This is a genomic window from Oceanicella actignis, from assembly GCF_008124525.1.
Lineage (GTDB): Bacteria > Pseudomonadota > Alphaproteobacteria > Rhodobacterales > Rhodobacteraceae > Oceanicella > Oceanicella actignis.
The window spans coordinates 83516-101784 of the sequence record NZ_VNHJ01000011.1; the positions used below are offsets into that span (position 1 = coordinate 83516).

The 18269-nt window shown below is 71.8% G+C and carries 22 protein-coding genes; 9 read left to right on the forward strand and 13 right to left on the reverse strand.

Annotated elements, in window-relative coordinates:
• Positions 1–180: 180 nt before the first annotated feature.
• The 11 genes from LY05_RS13795 to fabD form a co-directional block, all read right to left on the reverse strand.
• Positions 181–1344, reverse strand: coding sequence for a phage major capsid protein (locus tag LY05_RS13795; RefSeq protein ID WP_072748325.1), 1164 nt, complete (start codon positions 1342–1344; stop codon positions 181–183).
• Positions 1345–1492: 148 nt separating this feature from the next.
• Positions 1493–2068: an HK97 family phage prohead protease gene (locus LY05_RS13800; protein ID WP_148923542.1), complete on the reverse strand. Its 576-nt coding sequence runs from the start codon at positions 2066–2068 to the stop codon at positions 1493–1495.
• A gap of 61 nt (positions 2069–2129) precedes the next feature.
• The gene (locus LY05_RS13805; RefSeq protein ID WP_072748324.1) at positions 2130–2381 is read right to left on the reverse strand and encodes a GTA head formation protein, RCAP_rcc01685 family; all 252 of its coding nucleotides are present in this window, start codon (positions 2379–2381) and stop codon (positions 2130–2132) included.
• Positions 2381–3544 (reverse strand): phage portal protein, encoded by a 1164-nt coding sequence (locus tag LY05_RS13810; protein ID WP_072748323.1) that lies wholly within the window; start codon positions 3542–3544, stop codon positions 2381–2383. The genes LY05_RS13805 and LY05_RS13810 overlap by 1 nt, the downstream gene beginning before the upstream one ends.
• A gap of 135 nt (positions 3545–3679) precedes the next feature.
• Complete coding sequence (locus LY05_RS13815) at positions 3680–4894, reverse strand: DNA-packaging protein (RefSeq protein WP_428842408.1); 1215 nt, start codon at positions 4892–4894, stop codon at positions 3680–3682.
• 4 nt (positions 4895–4898) lie between these two features.
• Positions 4899–5285, reverse strand: coding sequence for a hypothetical protein (locus tag LY05_RS15455; protein ID WP_148923543.1), 387 nt, complete (start codon positions 5283–5285; stop codon positions 4899–4901).
• Between the two features lie 147 nt (positions 5286–5432).
• Positions 5433–6416, reverse strand: coding sequence for an endolytic transglycosylase MltG (mltG, locus tag LY05_RS13825; RefSeq protein ID WP_148923544.1), 984 nt, complete (start codon positions 6414–6416; stop codon positions 5433–5435).
• Between the two features lie 7 nt (positions 6417–6423).
• Positions 6424–7683, reverse strand: a complete 1260-nt coding sequence (gene fabF / locus LY05_RS13830) for a beta-ketoacyl-ACP synthase II (protein ID WP_072748321.1) — start codon at positions 7681–7683, stop codon at positions 6424–6426.
• A gap of 134 nt (positions 7684–7817) precedes the next feature.
• Positions 7818–8051, reverse strand: a complete 234-nt coding sequence (locus tag LY05_RS13835; RefSeq protein ID WP_072748320.1) for an acyl carrier protein — start codon at positions 8049–8051, stop codon at positions 7818–7820.
• Positions 8052–8294: 243 nt separating this feature from the next.
• Positions 8295–9032 (reverse strand): 3-oxoacyl-[acyl-carrier-protein] reductase, encoded by a 738-nt coding sequence (fabG, locus tag LY05_RS13840; protein WP_072748319.1) that lies wholly within the window; start codon positions 9030–9032, stop codon positions 8295–8297.
• Between the two features lie 4 nt (positions 9033–9036).
• Positions 9037–9981, reverse strand: a complete 945-nt coding sequence (gene fabD / locus LY05_RS13845; protein WP_072748318.1) for an ACP S-malonyltransferase — start codon at positions 9979–9981, stop codon at positions 9037–9039.
• A 230-nt stretch (positions 9982–10211) separates the two neighbouring features.
• Here fabD and rpsF point away from each other — a divergent pair, with 230 nt between their 5' ends.
• The 3 genes from rpsF to rplI are packed head-to-tail and all read left to right on the forward strand — an operon-like array spanning position 10212 to position 11508.
• Positions 10212–10595, forward strand: a complete 384-nt coding sequence (gene rpsF / locus LY05_RS13850; protein WP_072748317.1) for a 30S ribosomal protein S6 — start codon at positions 10212–10214, stop codon at positions 10593–10595.
• A 32-nt stretch (positions 10596–10627) separates the two neighbouring features.
• Complete coding sequence (rpsR, locus tag LY05_RS13855; protein WP_072748316.1) at positions 10628–10855, forward strand: 30S ribosomal protein S18; 228 nt, start codon at positions 10628–10630, stop codon at positions 10853–10855.
• 11 nt (positions 10856–10866) lie between these two features.
• Complete coding sequence (gene rplI / locus LY05_RS13860; RefSeq protein ID WP_148923545.1) at positions 10867–11508, forward strand: 50S ribosomal protein L9; 642 nt, start codon at positions 10867–10869, stop codon at positions 11506–11508.
• A 78-nt stretch (positions 11509–11586) separates the two neighbouring features.
• Here rplI and LY05_RS13865 read toward each other — a convergent pair whose 3' ends face one another.
• A complete protein-coding gene (locus LY05_RS13865; RefSeq protein WP_072748314.1) occupies positions 11587–12066 on the reverse strand; it encodes a DsrE family protein in 480 nt (159 codons plus the stop codon).
• A 170-nt stretch (positions 12067–12236) separates the two neighbouring features.
• Here LY05_RS13865 and LY05_RS13870 point away from each other — a divergent pair, with 170 nt between their 5' ends.
• The 6 genes from LY05_RS13870 to LY05_RS13895 all read left to right on the forward strand — a co-directional run bounded on the left by LY05_RS13870 (position 12237) and on the right by LY05_RS13895 (position 17414).
• Positions 12237–13109 carry an ATPase gene (locus LY05_RS13870; protein ID WP_072748313.1) on the forward strand — a complete coding sequence of 291 codons (873 nt, stop codon included), beginning with the start codon at positions 12237–12239 and terminating at the stop codon, positions 13107–13109.
• Between the two features lie 95 nt (positions 13110–13204).
• Positions 13205–14143 (forward strand): homoserine O-succinyltransferase, encoded by a 939-nt coding sequence (locus LY05_RS13875; RefSeq protein ID WP_148923546.1) that lies wholly within the window; start codon positions 13205–13207, stop codon positions 14141–14143.
• A gap of 136 nt (positions 14144–14279) precedes the next feature.
• Positions 14280–15167: a polyphosphate kinase 2 gene (gene ppk2, locus LY05_RS13880; protein WP_148923547.1), complete on the forward strand. Its 888-nt coding sequence runs from the start codon at positions 14280–14282 to the stop codon at positions 15165–15167.
• A gap of 42 nt (positions 15168–15209) precedes the next feature.
• Positions 15210–15899, forward strand: a complete 690-nt coding sequence (locus tag LY05_RS13885) for a TetR/AcrR family transcriptional regulator (protein WP_148923548.1) — start codon at positions 15210–15212, stop codon at positions 15897–15899.
• Between the two features lie 98 nt (positions 15900–15997).
• Complete coding sequence (locus LY05_RS13890) at positions 15998–16456, forward strand: DUF2852 domain-containing protein (protein WP_148923549.1); 459 nt, start codon at positions 15998–16000, stop codon at positions 16454–16456.
• A gap of 142 nt (positions 16457–16598) precedes the next feature.
• Positions 16599–17414 carry an arginyltransferase gene (locus LY05_RS13895; protein WP_072748309.1) on the forward strand — a complete coding sequence of 272 codons (816 nt, stop codon included), beginning with the start codon at positions 16599–16601 and terminating at the stop codon, positions 17412–17414.
• 558 nt (positions 17415–17972) lie between these two features.
• Here the strand turns inward: LY05_RS13895 and LY05_RS13900 are convergent.
• The coding region (locus LY05_RS13900; RefSeq protein ID WP_428842407.1) for an AMP-binding enzyme at positions 17973–18269 on the reverse strand (297 nt) is incomplete at its 5' end.

Below are 18269 nucleotides of genomic sequence, written 5' to 3' on the forward strand. Positions count from 1 at the left end.
CGACGAAAGGGCCGGCGCCCGGCCGGTCATGGGCGCCGCGCGCCCGAGCGGCCCCCGCGCCGCTGACGGGAGGGAGAGGCGCCTTGCGGCGCGGCGCGGGGGCCTTGCGCGCCGCCGCGCCCGGGCGGGCGAGGCGGCGCGTCCGGCAAGCCGGGGCGGGGTCTCGCCCCGCCCGCGGCGTCACGCGATGTCGAACTTCAGCAGCTTGATGGCCGAGAAGTCGGTCACGTCGCCGCCCACGCGCTTGGTGGCGTAGAACAGCACATGCGGCTTCTGCGAGAACGGGTCGCGCAGGATGCGCAGGTCGGGCCGCTCGGCGATGGTGTAGCCGGCGCCGAAATCGCCGAAGGCGATGGCGTAGCCGCCGGCCGTGGCGTCGGGCATGTCCTCGCAGATCACGACCGGGTAGCCCATGAGGCGCGAGGGCTCGCCCGCCGCCAGGCTGTCGGCCCACAGGAAGCGGCCGTCGGCGTCCTTCATCTTGCGCACGGCGCCGGCGGTCTTCGAGTTCATCACGAACACCGCCTTGGCGCGATACTGCGCGCCCAGCGCATACACCAGGTCCACGATCGCGTCGGCCGGGTTGACCGAGCTGAAGTCGCCCACCTCGTTCGTGGTGACGTAGCCGATCTGGCCCCAGGTCTCGGTCCCGTTGGGCGCGGTCGGATAGCTGAGGATGCCGCGCGGCTTGTTCACGCCGTCGCCCGAGATGAAGGCCACGCTCTCGGCGCGAGCGAACTTGTCGGCGATGCGCCCGGCCAGCCAGCCCTCGATGTCGAAGGCGGCGTCGTCCAGCAGCCGCTGCGAGGCCTTGGGCATGGCCGACAGCTCGTGCAGCGGGATCGAGATGCGCTCGATCTGCGCCGAGCCGGTCTCGGCCGCGGGGTCGGTCTCGGTCGCCCAGCCGCTGCCGACATCGCCGCGATCGACCAGCACGTCGAAGCTGTTGGCCTCGACCTGGACCACATTGGCCACCGCGCGCAGCGAGCCCGCGCCCGTCAGCACGCTCTGGATGCGCTCGGCCGTCTGCGGGTCGACCAGGTAGCCGCCCTCGGCGTTGACCGCGGTGGTCAGGCCCTTGCGCTCGATCTCGAGCCCGCGCAGCCCGTCATCCTCGCCGGTGCGCAGATAGGCCGACAGAGCCTTCTTGTGCGCGGGCTCGGCCTCGGCGGCGCGGCTCAGCGCGGGGCGGGCGGCGACGGCGGACTTGCGGTCGAGCGCTTCGATGCGCTCCTCCTGACGCTGGAAGCGCATCTTCATTTCCTCCTGGAAGGCGTTGAACTCGTTCAGAAAGCTCTGCACGGCGGACTTGGTCTCGAGGGCGCCGGCGTTGGAGATGGTCATGCTTCGATTTCCCTGGATCTGGTTGAGGAAGACAAGGTTTCGGCGCAAGGCCGGGCAAGGCCCGGCCCGCATCCCGTTCGGGGCGGCGAGCGCCCCCGCCGCCAGCCCGGCGCGCGCGCCGGAGCTGGGGCCGTCTCGCGCCCGGGCCTCACCCGCGCAGCTGACGTCGCGCCTGGGCGAAGGCCTCGGCCAGCGCCAGGCTCAGCGCATCGGCCTCGGGATCGGCCTTGGCCTGCTGCGCCCGCGCCTGGGGCAGCATCGGGAAGGTGACCAGCGACACCTCCCACAACTCGATCTCGTGCAGGATCCGTCCGCCGCCCGGCGCCCGCGACGAACGCACGGCCCGGTAGCCGATGGACAGCCCGTCCACCGCCCCCGCGCGCAAAAGCGCCAGCGCCTCGGCGCCCTGCCGCACCTCGGGCATCAGACGGCCGCGCACGAACAGACCCTTCTCGTCCTCGCGCACTTCGTCCCACACGCCGATGGGCTGCGCGGGATCGTGCTGCCACAAAAGCTTCACCGACCGTCCCGCGCCGCGCAGCGCCGCCAGCGAGCGCGCGAAAGCGCCGCGCTCGACCACGTCGCCGCCCTGGTCCGTCGCGCCGAAAAGCGAGGCGTATCCCTCGATCGCTCCGTTTTCCGCGACGGTCGCCGCCTGGTCGAAGGCGACGTATTTCGTCTCGAGTCCTTCCAAGGCCCGCAGCCCCCAAGGGGCGGGCGTCATCGTTGCCTGCATCCGGTTTTCCCCTGAATTGCGCGCGGCCAAGGCCGCGCCCGGCGGGCCGCTAGCGCGCCAGCCCGCCGATCAACATGGCCGCGAACTGCCCCGCCAGCGCCGCCGCCACCGAGAACACGGCCAGCCACATGCGCCGCTCCATGCGGTCAAGGCCGCTCTCCACGTGCTGAAGCGTGCGCTCCAGCGCCGCCCACCGCTCGTCCAGCACCCGCTCCAAGGCCTCGACCCGCGCATGCGCGCTGTCGAAAGGCTCGTAGAGGTAGCGCGAGCCAGGCGTGCGGCCGCGCAAGCTCGTATGCATCACGCCGCCGGCGGCAGGCCCAGAAGCGCCCGCTTCTCGGCATCCGTCAGGAAGTCGGCCGCGCTGACCCGACGCCACAACGCCTCGCGCTCGGGCGCCAGGGCGGGAATGGCGTCCATGTCAGGCGTCAGCTCGAGGCGCTCGCCCATCTCCTCGCCCAGCCAGGCGGCCAGCGCGCCCGACACGCGGCGCACCAGCGGCAGCACCGTCTGGCGCCAGAAGGCGCGGTTGGCCTCCTGATAATTGGCGTAGGTGGCGTCGCCGGGCAGGCCCAGCAGCATCGGCGGCACCCCGAAGGCGATGGCGATGTCGCGCGCGGCGGCGGCGCGCGTCTCCTGGAACTCCATGTCCGAGGGCGAGAAGCCCATCGGCTTCCAGTCGAGGCCCCCTTCCAGCAGCATCGGCCGCCCGGCGTTGCGCGCGCCCTGGTGGTTGGCCTCGAGCTCGGCGACCAGGCGGTCATACTGATCCTGCGTCAGCGTCGCGCCGTCGGGCGACTTGTAGATGATCGCGCCGGAAGGCTGGGCGGCGTTGTCGAGCAGCCCCTTCGACCAGCGCCCCGCCGCGTTGTGCACGTCGATGGCCGCCGCCGCGGCCTCGAGCGGCGACATCCCGTAATGGTCGTCGAGCGGATGGAAGCTTTTCAGATGCAGGATCGGCCGGCTTTCGCCCATCTCGAAGCGCACCTTGCGCGCGCCCACCGCGTATTCATAGGCCTGCGGCCAGCCGTCGGGGCCCGGCACCACCCGCATGCGGTCGGGGCGCAAGGCGTGCAGCTCGGCCGGCGCGCCGTTGCTCATCCGCCCCGCCGCTTCGACATAGGCGTCGCCGTGCAGGATCAGATGCCCATAGAGCGCCTCCATGAAGGCCGCGCCCAGCTGGCCCGGATTGGGCGCGCGCAGCAGCCGCCGCACCGGGTGATCCTCGAGCCGCCGCTCGCCGTCGGTCAGCACCAGCGGCGCCGAGGCGGCGGCCTCTGCGATCATCCGCACGCAACGGAACCCGATGACGTTTCCGGCGAAGCCGTTGCGCGTCAACGAGACCTTGTCCCGGGGCGACCAAGCCACCCGCCCCGAGCTCTGATAAGCGATCACCGGCCCCGTCGCCGAGGCCTTCCTTTCGTCCGGCGAGGCCTTCGCCGTCCGCAGCCAGTTGAACACCATGTCGCTTCCTTGCCCTCCGCATGCTCGTGAATGTCCGGCAGGCGCGAAAAGGCCCCGGCCCCGCGCCCGGAGCCGGGGCCGCGCCCCACGTCGATCGTCCTTGCCGGGCGCCTGGGCGCCCCGCTCATGGCGCGGTCAAAGCCGCCGCACGCGCGGCGCGCCGCCCGCGCTCAGCATCAGCTCGGTCACCGCCCAGACCAGCGCATCGACGCGGTCCGGGCTGCCCTCGGAGCGGTCGCCCGTGAAGGCGCACATCTGGTCCTCGAGCGCCGGGAACAGGCCGCCGTGACGCACGCGCCCCTGCTCGTAGAGCGCGGCGACCGGCTCGGCCCGCGCCGCCTTGCCGCGCGTGGCCCGCACCGCCCGATAGCTGACCAGCGGGTCCACCTGGCGCACCAGCGCCTCGACCAGATCGCCCCCCTGGTTGACCTCGGCCACCAGCCGATCGGCCTCATGCGCGTGATAGGCCGCCACCGCGCGCTCGGCCCAGGCGCGCGGCGCCGCGCCCTGCACGCTGGCGTCCTCCAGCACCCAGGCGACGCCCCGCGCCAGCCCCGCGACGACGATCCCGCACTCGTCCGAGCCGGCCTTGCCCGTCACCGGCGGGTCCACCGCCACGACGATGCGCTCGAACGCATCGGGCGGCGCCGCGCGGCCGCGCTCGATCGTCGCGCGGGTCCACAGCGCGCCCGGCGCCTCGGTCAGCAGCTCGCCCATCAGCTCCTGCCGGCCCAGCGAGGTGCCCTTGAAGCGGCGCTCGACCGCCTCGATGAAGCCCGGCGCCAGGTTGGCCCGGTTGGCCTCGGTCGGCGCGTGCGTCACCACCGTGTCGGGCGCGCGCATCAGCTCGGTCAGGAGCGGCACGCGGCGCGGGGTCGTGGTGACGATCTGCTGCGGCGCGTCGCCCAGGCGAAGGCCGAACTGGAGCATGTCCCACACCTCGCGCGCATGCTTCCACTTGGCCAGCTCGTCGCACCAGGCGGCGTCGAATTGCGGCCCGCGCAGGCTTTCGGGATCCTGCGCCGAGAACAGCCGCGCCTCGGCGCCGTTCGGCCAGACCAGGCGCTTGCGCGTGACCTCGTAATGCGGGGCGCGGTCGGGCGGCGAGACGGCGCGGATGCCGCTTTCGCCCTCGACCATGACCTCGCGCGCCTGGTCGAAGGTCTCGGCGATCAGCGCCACGCGCCGGCGCCGCCCGGGCGCAAGCGGCGTCGGCCCCTCGACCATGCTGCGCACCCATTCGGCGCCGGCGCGGGTCTTGCCCGCGCCGCGCCCGCCAAGGATCAGCCAGGTGCGCCATTCGCCCGGCGGCGGCAGCTGATGCCCCGGCAGCGCCCACACATCGAAGATGTATTCAAGCGCCCGCAGCGCATTCGGGCTGAGCTGCGCCAGAATCCGCTCCTGCTCCGAGCGCGGCCTTGAGGCGAGCCAGCTTGCCCAGGATTTCCCTTCTGGCGGCGCCGAGGTCCAGCTCTCCTCGGCCGCGCCCGATGCGTTCGGCGATCTGCTTTTCAACTCGCGCCTCGAATTCCATCAGCTGCGACAGGGTCTTGTTGTGAAGCTCGACCAGCTTGCGCAGCCGGTCGTCATCGGGCAGCGCGGCCAGCCCCGCGCCCAGGGCGCGGATCTCGGCGGCCATGATCTCGGACAATTGCCGGTAGAGCGCCCGCGCGTTGCGCAGCGCCTCGAGCGGGCGGTCGCGCAACCTGCGCCCCGCCGCCGCCATGTCATGCGTGTTCATGCAGCGTCCTTCCCCCAACGGATGCGCCGCAAAAGCGAAGGCCCCGGCGCTTGCGCCGGGGCCTCTTCGCCCACCTCTCCCAGTGTGCGTGAACTACTACCTTACAGCGCGCGCTCTGTCAACAGGAATCTTCAGGGTTGCGCGCATTCAGTCCGCGCGCTCGCGCTCGATCCTGCGCCAGCGCGCCACATTGCGGTTGTGCTCGGCCAGCGTGCGCGCAAAGGCGTGGCCGCCGCTGCCGTCCGCGACGAAATACAGGAACTCGGTGCGCGCCGGCTGCACGGCGGCGAAGATCGATTCGCGCCCCGGATTGGCGATCGGCGTCGGCGGCAGCCCGTCGATCAGATAGGTGTTCCACGGCGTAGGCTTGGCCAGCTCGCTGCGGCGCAGGCCGCGATCGAGCCCTCCCCTGCCCTGCGTCAGCCCGTAGACCACCGTCGGGTCGGTCTGCAGCCGCATCCCCTTGCGCAGACGGTTCACGAACACCGAGGCCACCACGCGCCGCTCGTCCGGCACGCCCGTTTCCTTCTCGATGATCGACGCCAGGATCAGCGCCTCGCGCGGGCTGGCCAGCGGCAGGTCCTTGTCGCGCGCGGCCCAGGCCTCTTGCAGGATCCGCTCCTGCGCCGCCTGCATCCGCGCGATCAGCGCCGCGCGCGATTCGCCCCGCGCCACCGCGTAGGTGTCGGGCGCGAGCGAGCCTTCCTCGGGGATCTCGGCGATCTCGCCCGACAGGATCTCGGCGGCGTTGAGCCGCTGCACCACCTCCCACGAGGTCAGCCCCTCGGGGATCGTCACCAGGTGCTGCACCGCCCGCCCCGAGACCAGGATGTCGAGGATCTGAGCCATCGAGGCCCGGGCGGGGATCTCGTATTCGCCGAAGCGCAGCCGCCCCGCATCGCCGCGATAGCGCGCGCCAAGGCGGAAGATCAGCGGGTCCGAGATCGCGCCGCTCTGCGCCAGCTTGCGCGAGGCGACGGCCAGCGAATCGCCCTTGTCCAGGATCACCGTCGCCGGCGCCTCGAGCGGCCCCGGCGCGTGAAAGCTGCGAACGCCCCAACCCACCGCCGCCGCAAGGGCCACGCCCAGAACGACCAGCAGCGTCAGCGCGTTCGCGGCCAGGTGGCGCATGGGCCGGTCAGACCTTGCCCAGGATCAGCGACGCGTTGGTGCCCCCGAAGCCGAACGAGTTCGACAGCGCCACGTCGATGCGCCGCCGCACCGCCTTGTGCGGCGCAAGGTCCAGATCCGTCTGCACCGACGGATTGTCGAGGTTCAGCGTCGGCGGGGCGACCTGATCGCGGATCGCCAGCGCGCAGAAGATCGCCTCGACCGCGCCGGCCGCGCCCAGAAGGTGACCGATCGACGACTTGGTCGAGCTCATGGTCACGTTCTTCGCCGCGTCGCCCAGAAGGCGCGCCACCGCGCCCAGCTCGATCTCGTCGCCCAGCGGGGTCGAGGTGCCGTGCGCGTTCACATAGTCGATGTCCGAGGGCGTCAGCCCCGCATCGCGCAGCGCCGCCGACATCGAGCGGAACCCGCCGTCGCCGTCGGGCGCGGGCGAGGTGATGTGATACGCGTCGCCCGACAGGCCGTAGCCCAGCACCTCGGCGTAGATCTTCGCGCCGCGCGCCTTGGCGTGCTCGTATTCCTCGAGCACGACGATGCCCGCGCCCTCGCCCATCACGAAGCCGTCGCGGTCGCGGTCGTAGGGGCGGCTGGCCTTCTCGGGCTGGTCGTTGAAGGCGGTGCTCAGCGCCTTGCAGGCGGCGAAGCCGGCCACGCCGATCTCGCAGATCGGGCTTTCGGCGCCGCCGGCGATCATCACGTCGGCGTCGCCATGGCGAATCAGCCGCGCGGCGTCGCCGATGGCGTGCGCCCCGGTCGAGCAGGCCGTGACCACGGCATGGTTCGGGCCCTTGAAGCCGTATCTGATCGACACCTGCCCCGAGCACAGATTGATGAGGGCGCCGGGGATGAAGAAGGGCGACACGCGCCGCGGCCCGCGCTCCTTCAGGGTCACGGCCGTCTCGGCGATCGACTCGACGCCGCCGATGCCCGAGCCGATGAGCACGCCGGTGCGCTGGCGCGCCTCTTCGTCCTCGGGAGTCCAGCCCGCGTCGCGCACGGCCTGCTCGGCCGCGGTCAGCGCGTAGGTGATGAAGCGGTCGAACTTGCGCCGATCCTTCGCCGGCACCCAGTCGTCGGGGTTGAAGGTTCCGTCCGAGCCGTCGCCGAGCGGGATCTCGCAGGCGATGTGGCAGGCCAGATGCGAGGGGTCGAAATGCTTGATCCGCCCCGCCCCCGACTTGCCGGCCAGAAGCCGCGACCAGGTCTCATCCACTCCGCAGGCCAGCGGGGTAAGCAGGCCCAGCCCGGTGACGACAACACGTCTCACTTCAGCGTCCTCACTATTCGTGAACGATGCGGGAACTTAGCCGCGCGCCCGCCGGCTGGCAAGCGCGCGCCGGCCTCAACGCGAAAGCGGCGCCCGGTCCGGGCGCCGCCTTGATGGCGCGGGCCCGCGGGCGATCAGGAGTTCTCGGTGATGAACTTGATCGCGTCGCCGACGGTCTGGATCGACTCGGCGGCGTCGTCGGGAATCTCGATGCCGAACTCTTCCTCGAACGCCATGACCAGCTCGACGGTGTCCAGCGAGTCGGCGCCCAGGTCGTCGATGAAGCTGGCGCTTTCGACCACCTTGTCCTCGTCCACGCTCAGATGCTCGACGACGATCTTCTTAACGCGCTCGGCGATGTCGCTCATTTCTTGGTCCTCACTTTGTCGAAGCCCCGCGGGCTTACGCATTTTCCGAATCGCTCGCCCGGTCTCGCCTCGGCGAAGCCGGACCGTGTTCCGTTTCGTCTTCCGATCCGCGCCCCAGGGCGCCGGCCTTCCGAACCGGGGCCGCGCCCGCCCGGGGCGCGGGCGCGTCGCGGACCGCGATGGCCGCGCCTATAGCATACGCCCGGGCGGTGGCAAATGCTTTCCGCCCGGATGCCGGGGGGCTCAGATCATCGCCATGCCGCCGTTGACGTTCAGCGTCTGCCCCGTCACATAGGCCGCCTCGGGCGAGGCCAGATACAGCGCCGCCGCGGCGATCTCTTCGGGCGTTCCCATGCGCCCGGCCGGAATCGCGGCCAGGGTGCGCTCGCGCACCGCGTCGTTCAGAACCTCGGTCATCGCCGTCTCGATGAAGCCCGGCGCGATGCAGTTCACCGTGATCCCGCGCGAGGCGACCTCCTGCGCAAGCGACTTGCTCATGCCCGTCAGACCCGCCTTCGAGGCCGCATAGTTCGCCTGCCCGGCATTGCCCGTCACCCCGACCACCGAGGTGACGTTGACGATGCGGCCCCAGCGCGCCTTCATCATGCCGCGCAGCACCGCGCGCGACAGCTTGAACGCCGCCGTCAGGTTGACCCGCAGCACCAGCTCCCAGTCCTCGTCGGACATGCGCATCATCAGATTGTCGCGCGTCAGCCCGGCGTTGTTGACCAGGATGTCCACGCCGCCCATGGCCTCGGCCGCGCGCCTGGGCAGCTCGGCCAGATCGGCGTCCTTCGTCAGATCGCAGGGCAGCGCATGCGCGCGCTCGCCCAGCTCGGCGGCCAGCGCCTCGAGCGGCGCGACGCGCGTGCCGCTCAGCCCCACCGTCGCGCCCGCGCCATGCAGCGCCCGCGCGATCGCGCCGCCGATGCCCCCCGACGCGCCGGTCACCAGCGCGCGCTTGCCCGTCAGATCGAACATCGATTCATCCCTTCCTGATCGCCTCGGCCACCGACCTTGCGTCGGCGGCCGTGTTCACCGCATGGCAGGACAGGTTGCGGTCGATCCGCCGCACCAGCCCCGACAGCGCCTTGCCCGCTCCCAGCTCGACCGTCTCGGTCACGCCCTGGGCGGCCATCCACATCACGCTCTCGCGCCAGCGCACCGAGCCGGTCACCTGCTCGACCAGCAGGCGGCGGATCTCTTCGGGATCGCTCACCGCCTCGGCGCGCACATTCGCCACCACCGGGACCGCCGGCGCCTCGATCGTCACCTCGGCCAGCGCCTCGGCCATCGCCTCGGCCGCCGGCGCCATCAGCGCGCAATGGAAGGGCGCGCTCACGGGCAGCAGCACCGCCCGCCGCGCGCCGCGCGCCTTGGCCAGCTCGACCGCGCGCTCGACCGCCGCGCGCGCGCCCGACACCACCACCTGGCCCGGGTCGTTGTCGTTGGCCGCCTCGCAGACCTGCCCCTGGGCGGCCTCGGCGGCGACCTCGCGCACGGCCGCCAGGTCAAGCCCCAGGATCGCCGCCATCGCGCCTTCGCCCACCGGGACGGCGGCCTGCATCGCCTCGCCGCGGCGGCGCAGAAGCCGCGCCGCGTCCGCCACCGAGAACGCCCCCGCCGCGCACAGCGCCGAGTATTCGCCCAGCGAGTGCCCCGCCACGAAGGCCGCGTCGGCGACGCCCGCGCCCTCGGCCTCGAGCGCGCGCAGCGCCGCGATCGAGGTCGCCATCAGCGCCGGCTGCGCGTTGGCCGTCAGCGTCAGCGCCTCGGCCGGACCCTCCCAGATCAGCGCGCTGAGCTTCTCGCCCAGCGCGTCGTCCACCTCCTCGAACACCGCCGCGGCGGCCGGGTAGGCCTCGGCCAGGTCCTTGCCCATGCCGACCGTCTGGGCGCCCTGGCCCGGAAAGATGAAAGCGCGCGTCATGACCGCTCCTGCACTGCTGCACCGCCTTTGGCCGCGCCGCCCGGGCGGCGCGCCTGCGGGCGCTTCTACCCGCGCGGGGGCGCGCCGTCCAGACGGCCCCCTTGCATCGACGCCCGATTCGCGCGATACGGCCCCGATCCCCGTCCGAAAACGCCGCGGCGCCTCTCGTATGCGGGCCCAGGGGATGGCCGATCCGCATTTTGAAGCGCCCGCAAGAAAATGGGTGACGCATGGCTCTCTACGAGCACGTCTTCATCGCGCGTCAGGACCTGTCCAACGCGCAGGCCGAAGGGCTGATCGAGCACTTCGGGCAGATCCTTCAGGACAATGGCGGCAAGGTCGTCGGCTCGGAATACTGGGGCCTGCGGACCATGGCCTACAAGATCAACAAGAACCGCAAGGGCCACTACGCCTTCATGCGCACCGACGCGCCCTCGGCCGCGGTGCAGGAGATGGAGCGCCTCATGCGCCTGCATGACGACGTCATGCGCGTGCTGACCGTGAAGGTCGAGGAGCACGAGGAAGGTCCCTCGGCGGTGCTCCAGGCCAAGGCCTCGCGCGACGACCGCGGCCGCGGCGGCCGCGACCGCGCGCCCCGCCCCCGGCGCGACTGATCCGGCGCAAGACTGAGGAAGGATAAAGAGCCATGTCCCGCAGACCGTTTTTCCGCCGTCGCAAGTCCTGCCCCTTCTCGGGCGAAAACGCCCCGAAGATCGACTACAAGGACGTCAAGCTGCTGCAGCGCTACATTTCCGAGCGCGGCAAGATCGTGCCCTCCCGCATCACCGCGGTGTCGGCCAAGAAGCAGCGCGAGCTTGCGCGCGCCATCAAGCGCGCCCGCTTCCTCGCCCTGCTGCCCTACGTCGTGAAGTGAGGAGAGGCGCCATGGAAGTCGTTCTTCTGGAACGTGTGGCCAAGCTGGGCCAGATGGGTGACGTCGTGAACGTCAAGCCCGGCTACGCCCGCAACTACCTGCTGCCCCAGGGCAAGGCCCTGCGCGCGACCAAGGCCAACCTCGCCCGCTTCGAGGAGCAGCGCGCCCAGCTCGAGGCCCGCAACCTCGAGCTGCGCAAGGAGGCCGAGGCCGTCGCCGCCAAGCTGGACGGCCAGCAGTTCGTCATCATCCGCTCGGCCTCCGAGGCCGGCGCGCTCTACGGCTCGGTCGCCCCGCGCGACGTCGCCGAGGCCGCGACCGAGGGCGGCTTCTCGATCGAGCGCCGCCAGGTCGAGCTGTCGCGCCCGATCAAGGAGCTGGGCCTGCACCAGGTCGTGATCACGCTGCATCCCGAGGTGACGGCGACCATCACGCTCAACGTCGCCCGCTCGCCCGAAGAGGCCGAGATCCAGGCCTCGGGCAAGACCATCCAGCAGCTGCGCGCCGAGGAAGAGGCCGAGGCCGAGTTCGACATCGCCGAGCTGTTCGACGATGTGGGCGCGGCGGCCGCCGACGACGTGATCGACGCCCGCGGCGACGAGGGCCCGATCGTGGACGAGGACAGCCGCGCGGACGATCAGCCCCGGGTCTGATCGAGCCCCGATCGCCCGCCCGCGGGCGATGCGCATCAAGGGCCGCGGCGCAAGCCGCGGCCCTTTCGCTTGCCCCCGTCAGGGCCGCACATACGCCCAGCCCGCGCGCTGCAGCTCGACCAGCCGCACCACCCCCGAGGGCGTCACCCGCGCCTCGGGCAGCAGCTCGACCGGCTTGCCCTCGCGCTTGCTCATGCCGCGCATGGTGTTGCCGCAGGCCGAGAAGGTCAGGTTCTCGAACTCCATGGACATGGCCGCGATGCGCTCGGCCACCGGGCTCGTGTCCTTGCGCAGCATGTGCAGGCCGGGGCCGTAGGCGACGATCTCGATCTCGACCTCGCGGCCCTCCTCGGCATAGTGGCGGCGCAGATTGGCCGCGTTGTTCAGCGCCATGTTGATGCGCGCCGGATCGCTCTCGTCCACGTGGATGGCCACGCGGATCGGCGCCTCGTCGCGCTGCGCGGCCTCGGCGGCGCTCCCTTCGGCGCGCGCCCCCGCCGGCGCCGCCAGCAGCAGCGCCCCGGCCGCCAGCGCGGCCAGCATCGGTCTTGCGAACATCTCGGCTCCTCCCTTGTCGGCGGGCCGGCCGCAACCCGGCGGCCCGCGCGGTCAGCATGACCCGCCCCGGGCCCGCGCGCAACGGCGCGGCGATCACGTCGGGCACCGCTTCCCTTCGCCGCCGCGCGCGGCTAACACCATCGGCGCGGACCATCCATCGGAGATCACACATGCACCTGCCCGACGCCCGCTCCTGGCTCGAAGCCCCGCGCAAGGCGGTGGCGCTCATCGGCATGTCCGGCGTGGGCAAGACGCGCCTGTCCTCGCTGCTGCGCGAGCAGGGCGACTGGTTCCACTACTCGGTCGATTACCGCATCGGCACGCGCTATCTCGGCGAGCGCATCGACGACGACTTCAAGCGCGAGGCGATGAAGAACCCGACGCTGCGCGCGCTGCTGCGCTCGGATTCGCTGCAGATCCGCTCGAAGCTCAGCTTCCACAACCTCACGCCGCTCTCCACCTGGCTGGGCAAGCCCGGCGATCCGGCGCGCGGCGGCATGCCCTTCGACGAGTATCTGCGCCGCCAGCGCCTGCACCGCGAGGCCGAGATCGCCGCGACGCTGGACGCGCGCGCCTTCATCGACCGCGCCCGCGACATCTACGATTACGCCAACTTCATCTGCGACACCTCGGGCTCGATCTGCGAGGTCGTCAACCCCGACGACCGCCACGACCCCGTGCTCAGCGCCCTGTCGCGCGCGGTGCTGCTGGTCTACATCCGCGGCGGGCGCGAGCATGAAGACGCCCTCAAGGCCCGCTTCGACCGCGCCCCCAAGCCCATGTATTACAACGAAGACCTCCTGCACCGGCTGTGGCGCGAGTTCCTTGACGAGACCGGCTGCGAGGAAGGCGACGCCGACCCCGACGCCTTCATCCGCTGGGGCTTCGCGCGCATCATCGCCCACCGCCGCCCGCTCTACGAGGCGCTGGCGCGCAACTGGGGCGTCGCGGTCGAGGCCGACGACGTGGCCGCCGTCCAGACCGAGGACGACTTCCTGCGCCTGGTCGCCGAGGCGCTCGAGCGCGCCCATGCGCCGTCGTGAACGCGCAGGATTTGCCCGCGCGCGCGCGCCGCGTTAGATCGTCGGGCGGGAACGCCCCGCGCGACCTGCATCATGCCGTGACGGAGACCTGATCCATGCCCATCAAGATCCCCTCTGGACTGCCCGCCATCGACGTCCTCGCGCGCGAGGGCGTGATGGTCATGTCCGAGGAGACCGCCCTGCGGCAGGACATCCGCCCGCTCCAGATCGGGCTTCTGAACCTGATGCCCAACAAGGAGCGCACCGAGACCCAGTTCGCCCGCCTGATCGGCGCGACGCCCCTGCAGATCGAGATGACGCTGATCCGCATGGGCAGCCACACGCCGCGCAACGCCGCGCCCGACCACCTCGAGGCCTTCTACGTCACCTTCGACGAGGCGCGCGCGCGCAAGTTCGACGGGCTCATCATCACCGGCGCGCCGGTCGAGCTGCTCGAGTTCGAAGAGGTCTCCTACTGGCCCGAGCTGACCCGCGTCTTCGAGTGGACCCAGACCAACGTGCACTCGACCTTCGCCGTGTGCTGGGGCGCGCAGGCGATGATCCACCACTTCCACGGCGTGCCCAAGCACCCGCTCGCGCGCAAGGCCTTCGGCTGCTTCCGCCATCGCAACCTGGCCCCGGCCTCGCCCTATCTGCGCGGCTTCTCGGACGATTTCGTCGTGCCGGTCAGCCGCTGGACCGAGGTGCGCGCGCACGAGGTGCCGGCCCATCTGCGCATCCTCGCCGCCGCCGACGAGACCGGCCCCTGCCTGATCGAGGATGCCGGGCGGCGCGCGCTCTACATGTTCAACCACATCGAATACGACACCACCTCGCTGCAGGAGGAATACGAGCGCGACGTCGCCCGCGGCGAGAACATCCAGCTGCCGGTCAACTACTTTCCGGGCGACGATCCCTCGCGCCCGCCCGAGAACCGTTGGCGCAGCCACGCGCATCTGCTGTTCGGCAACTGGATCAACGAGATCTACCAGACCACGCCCTACGACATCGCCCGCATCGGAACCCCCGCCGAGGCGCAGCCGCAGACCGCCTGACCCAGCCGAGCGCGCGGCGCGGCCGGCGCCGCCCCTTGCGGCGGGGCCGGGCCTCGGGCCGCCGCGCCCCTTGCGCCGGCCCCGCCGCCGCGCGCAAGCTGGGCGCGCACGCTTTGGCCACGCCCGAGGAGGCCCGATGACCGACCCAGCCCGCACGCCCTTCGACGGCGCCGTGACCCGTTTCTTCGAATCCGAGGCGCCGGACGAGATTCGCGAGGCCGTGCGCAAGGCCAGGGACGATTCGGTCATCCTCGACCCGAACTATCCCTACCCGCGCCGCCTCGGCGGAAAGGAATACCGCGAGGCCTACCGCCTCTTGCAGATCGAGCTGGTCAAGCTCCAGGCCTGGATGGCCGCCTCGGGCCATCGCCTGATCGCCGTGTTCGAGGGCCGCGACGCCGCCGGCAAGGGCGGCGCCATCCGCCGCGTGACCGAGAACCTCAACCCGCGCCGCGCGCATGTCGTCGCCCTGCCCGCCCCCACCGAGGCCGAGCGCGGCCAGTGGTATTTCCAGCGCTATGTGCGCCACTTCCCCACCTCGGGCGAAATGGCGCTGTTCGACCGCTCGTGGTACAACCGCGCCGTCGTCGAACGGGTGTTCGGCTTCTCGACCGCGCAAGAGCGCGAACGCTTCTTCCTACAGGTTCCCGGCATCGAGCAGGCCCTGGTCAGCGAGGGCGTCACCCTGCTCAAGTTCTGGCTCACCATCAGCCGGGCCGAGCAGCTGCGCCGCTTTCTGGCGCGCGAGCGCGACCCGCTCAAGCAATGGAAGCTGTCGCGCATCGACGTCGAATCCCTCGGGCGCTGGAACGACTACACCGACGCCATCCGCGAGATGTTCGGCCGCACCCACATCGCCGCCGCGCCCTGGACCGTGGTGCGCGCCGACGACAAGCGCCGCGCGCGGCTCGAGATCATGCGCGCCATCCTCTCGGCCGTGGATTACGAGGGCCGCGACCTTGGCGCGATCGGGCGGCGCGATCCGGCCATCGCCGGCGATCCGCTGACCATCCCGCTGGCCTGAGCGCGCGTTGCCCCGCGCCGCGGGCCCACATATAACGGCGCCATGACCGGCGCCGAAGGCGCGCCCGGCGGCGGGCGCAAGGGATATCACCACGGGAACCTGCGCGAGGCGCTGGTCGAGGCGGCCTGCGCGCTGATCGCGCGCAAGGGGCCGCACGGCTTCACCTTCGCCGAGGCCGCGCGCGAGGCCGGCGTGTCGCCCGCCGCGCCCTATCGCCACTTCAAGGATCGCGAGGCCCTTCTGGCCGAGGTCGCCCGCCGCGGCTTCGCCCTGTTCGCCGATCTGCTCGAACATGCGCGCGCCATGGGCGGCCCCAGCCCGCTGGCCGCCTTCGAGGCCGTCTGGCGCGCCTATCTGGCCTTCGCCAGGCGCGAGCCCGCCTACTACGTCGCCATGTTCGAATCCGGCATCCGCCCGGCCGAAGATCCGGCGCTTCAGGCCGCGTCCGACCGGGCCATGGCGGCGATGACCGCCGCGGCCGAGGCGCTGATCGCCCGCCTGCCCCCCGACCGCCGCCCGCCGGCGCTGATGGTCTCGATGCATGTCTGGGCGCTGGCCCATGGCGTGGTCGAGCTGGTCGCGCGCCAGGATGCGGGCCTGCGCGCCCCCTGGGCGCCGGACGAGCTGCTCGAAAGCGGCGCGCTGGTCTATCTGCGCGGCCTTGGCGTGCTGCGCGAGGACGAAGCCCCTGGCGGCGCGCCGCCGCCCGGCCCGGACGCCGCGGGCGGCTGAGCGCGAAAATCTTCGCCGCGCCCCTTGCGGCGCGGCGCCCGCGGCGCCACTTATGTTAATGTTAATAACATTCACCCCGCAGGATGGGAGATCGCTCGATGACGCATGCCGCACACGCCGCCCGAACCGACGAGGGCGCGCCGCGAACGGGGCTCGACGCCGTGGCCGGTTGGCTGCGCGCCGCCGAAGAGCGCCTCGACGCCATGGGCCGGCCGGCCTGGATCGCCGCCATGGTGGCGGCATTCGTTCTCGCATGGCCGGTGGGACTGGCCCTTCTCTTCTACATGATCTGGAGCGGACGCATGGGACGCAAGAACTGCCGCAACCGAAGCTGGAACCGCCGCGCCGCCTGCGCCGAGGGCACGGGCAACGCCGCCTTCGACGCCTATCGCGAGGCCACGCTGCGCCGCCTCGAGGAGGAACAGGCCGCCTTCGAGGAATTCCTCGCCCGCCTGCGCCGCGCCAAGGATCAGGCCGAGTTCGACCAGTTCATGGCCGAGCGCCGCGCCGCGGCGGCCTCGACCCCGGCCGCACCGGCTCCGGACCCGCGCGCCTGACGCGCCTGACGCGCCGCAGCCCGCCCGCGCCGCGCAACCGCGGCGCGGGCGACGAGCGAAAAGGGTGACGCGCGCCCCGCGCCTTGCTAGTCTGACCGACGGACGTTTCTTCCCTTCGCGCGCATCACGGCATCGGATCAAGATGACTCATCACTCGGGCAAGATCTCGCCGCAGTTCTTCGTGACCGCGCCGCAGCCCTGCCCCTATCTCGAGGGGCGATCCGAGCGCAAGCTTTTCACCACCCTGCGCACCCCGGATGCGGCGCAGCTCAACGATCTTCTGTCGCTGCGCGGCTTCCGGCGCAGCCAGGGGGTGGTCTATCGGCCCTCGTGCCTGGGCTGCTCGGCCTGCCTGTCCAGCCGCATTCCCGTCGCCGATTTCCGCCCCGGCCGCACGCATCGGCGCATCCTGCGCAGGAACGCCGACGTCGCGCGCCACGCCGCCGCGGCCGTCGCGACGGACGAGCAATACACCCTCTTCCGCCGCTATCTGAACAGCCGCCACGCCGATGGCGGCATGGCCGAGATGGACGTCTACGAGTTCGCCGCCATGATCGAGGAGACGCCCGTGCGCACGCGCGTCATCGAATACACGATCCGCGACGAACATGATCGCGAGCGCCTGATCGCCGCCTGTCTGACCGACGTGCTCGAGGACGGGCTGTCCATGGTCTACAGCTTCTACGATCCCGACATGCCGCGCCGCAGCCTCGGCGCGTTCATGATCCTCGATCATGTCGAGATCGCCCGCCAGGCCGGGCTGCCCTATGTCTATCTGGGCTACTGGGTGCCCGGCTCCGAGAAGATGGACTACAAGGCCCGCTTCCGCCCCTTCGAGATCTACCAGCGCGAGGCCTGGCGCAGGGTCGAGGACCCCGCCGAGGTGTCGGTCGAAGAGGATCAGGTCCTTTCCGTCGACCCCGTGGCCGATCAGGTTGCGCGCCTGATCGGCGGCTGAGCGGCCGCCCATCCCCCGCGCCAGGGCGCGCCGGCCCGGGCCGAGAAAGGACCGGCGCCGCCCTGCCCGACCGTGCGTCACGCGTGGTCGGGCGCAGCGCCGGCGCGCGCCTTCGGGGCGCGCTGGCGCTGGGGCGACGACGCGGCGGCGTCGCCAAGCCAGCCCTCATCCCCTCATCCTGCCCAGCCGCCGGCGTCCCGCGCCGGGGCGGGGTCTGACCGATGGCGGGTCCGTCGGCGCAAACCTTGTGCGGCGCGCCATGGCGCAGCGCCGCATTCCCCGCCGCGCGGCGCAACGGGCGACGGGCCCCCGCCCGCCATGCCGTCTGACGCGCCGACTGATGCGCCGCCCAATCGCCGCGCCGGGCGGCGGCGGGCGGCGCGTTTCAGGATCCTACGGCGCGGTCAAACGCCCCCGCGCCTCGCCCCCGCACGCGGCGCGGGATGCGGTTCGTTTCGCCCGCGCGCCGGTCGGGCGGCGCGGGGCCTGTTGCGGGGGGCCGGCGCTCGGCCCCGGGCGGCGCGCCCCGGCGGGTTCGCCGCGCGGGGCGGCGGGCGGTCAGGTTGCGGCGCGGTTGCGGATCAGCTCCTCGACCACCGACGGATCGGCCAGCGTCGAGGTATCGCCCAGCGCGCCGGTCTCGTTCTCGGCGATCTTGCGCAGGATGCGCCGCATGATCTTGCCCGAGCGCGTCTTGGGCAGACCAGGCGCCCACTGGATCACGTCCGGCGTCGCGATCGGGCCGATCTCCTGACGCACCCAGTTGCGCAGCTCGGCCTTGAGCGCGTCGTCATAGGCCTCGCCCTCCATCAGCGTGACGTAGCAGTAGATCCCCTGCCCCTTCACGTCATGCGG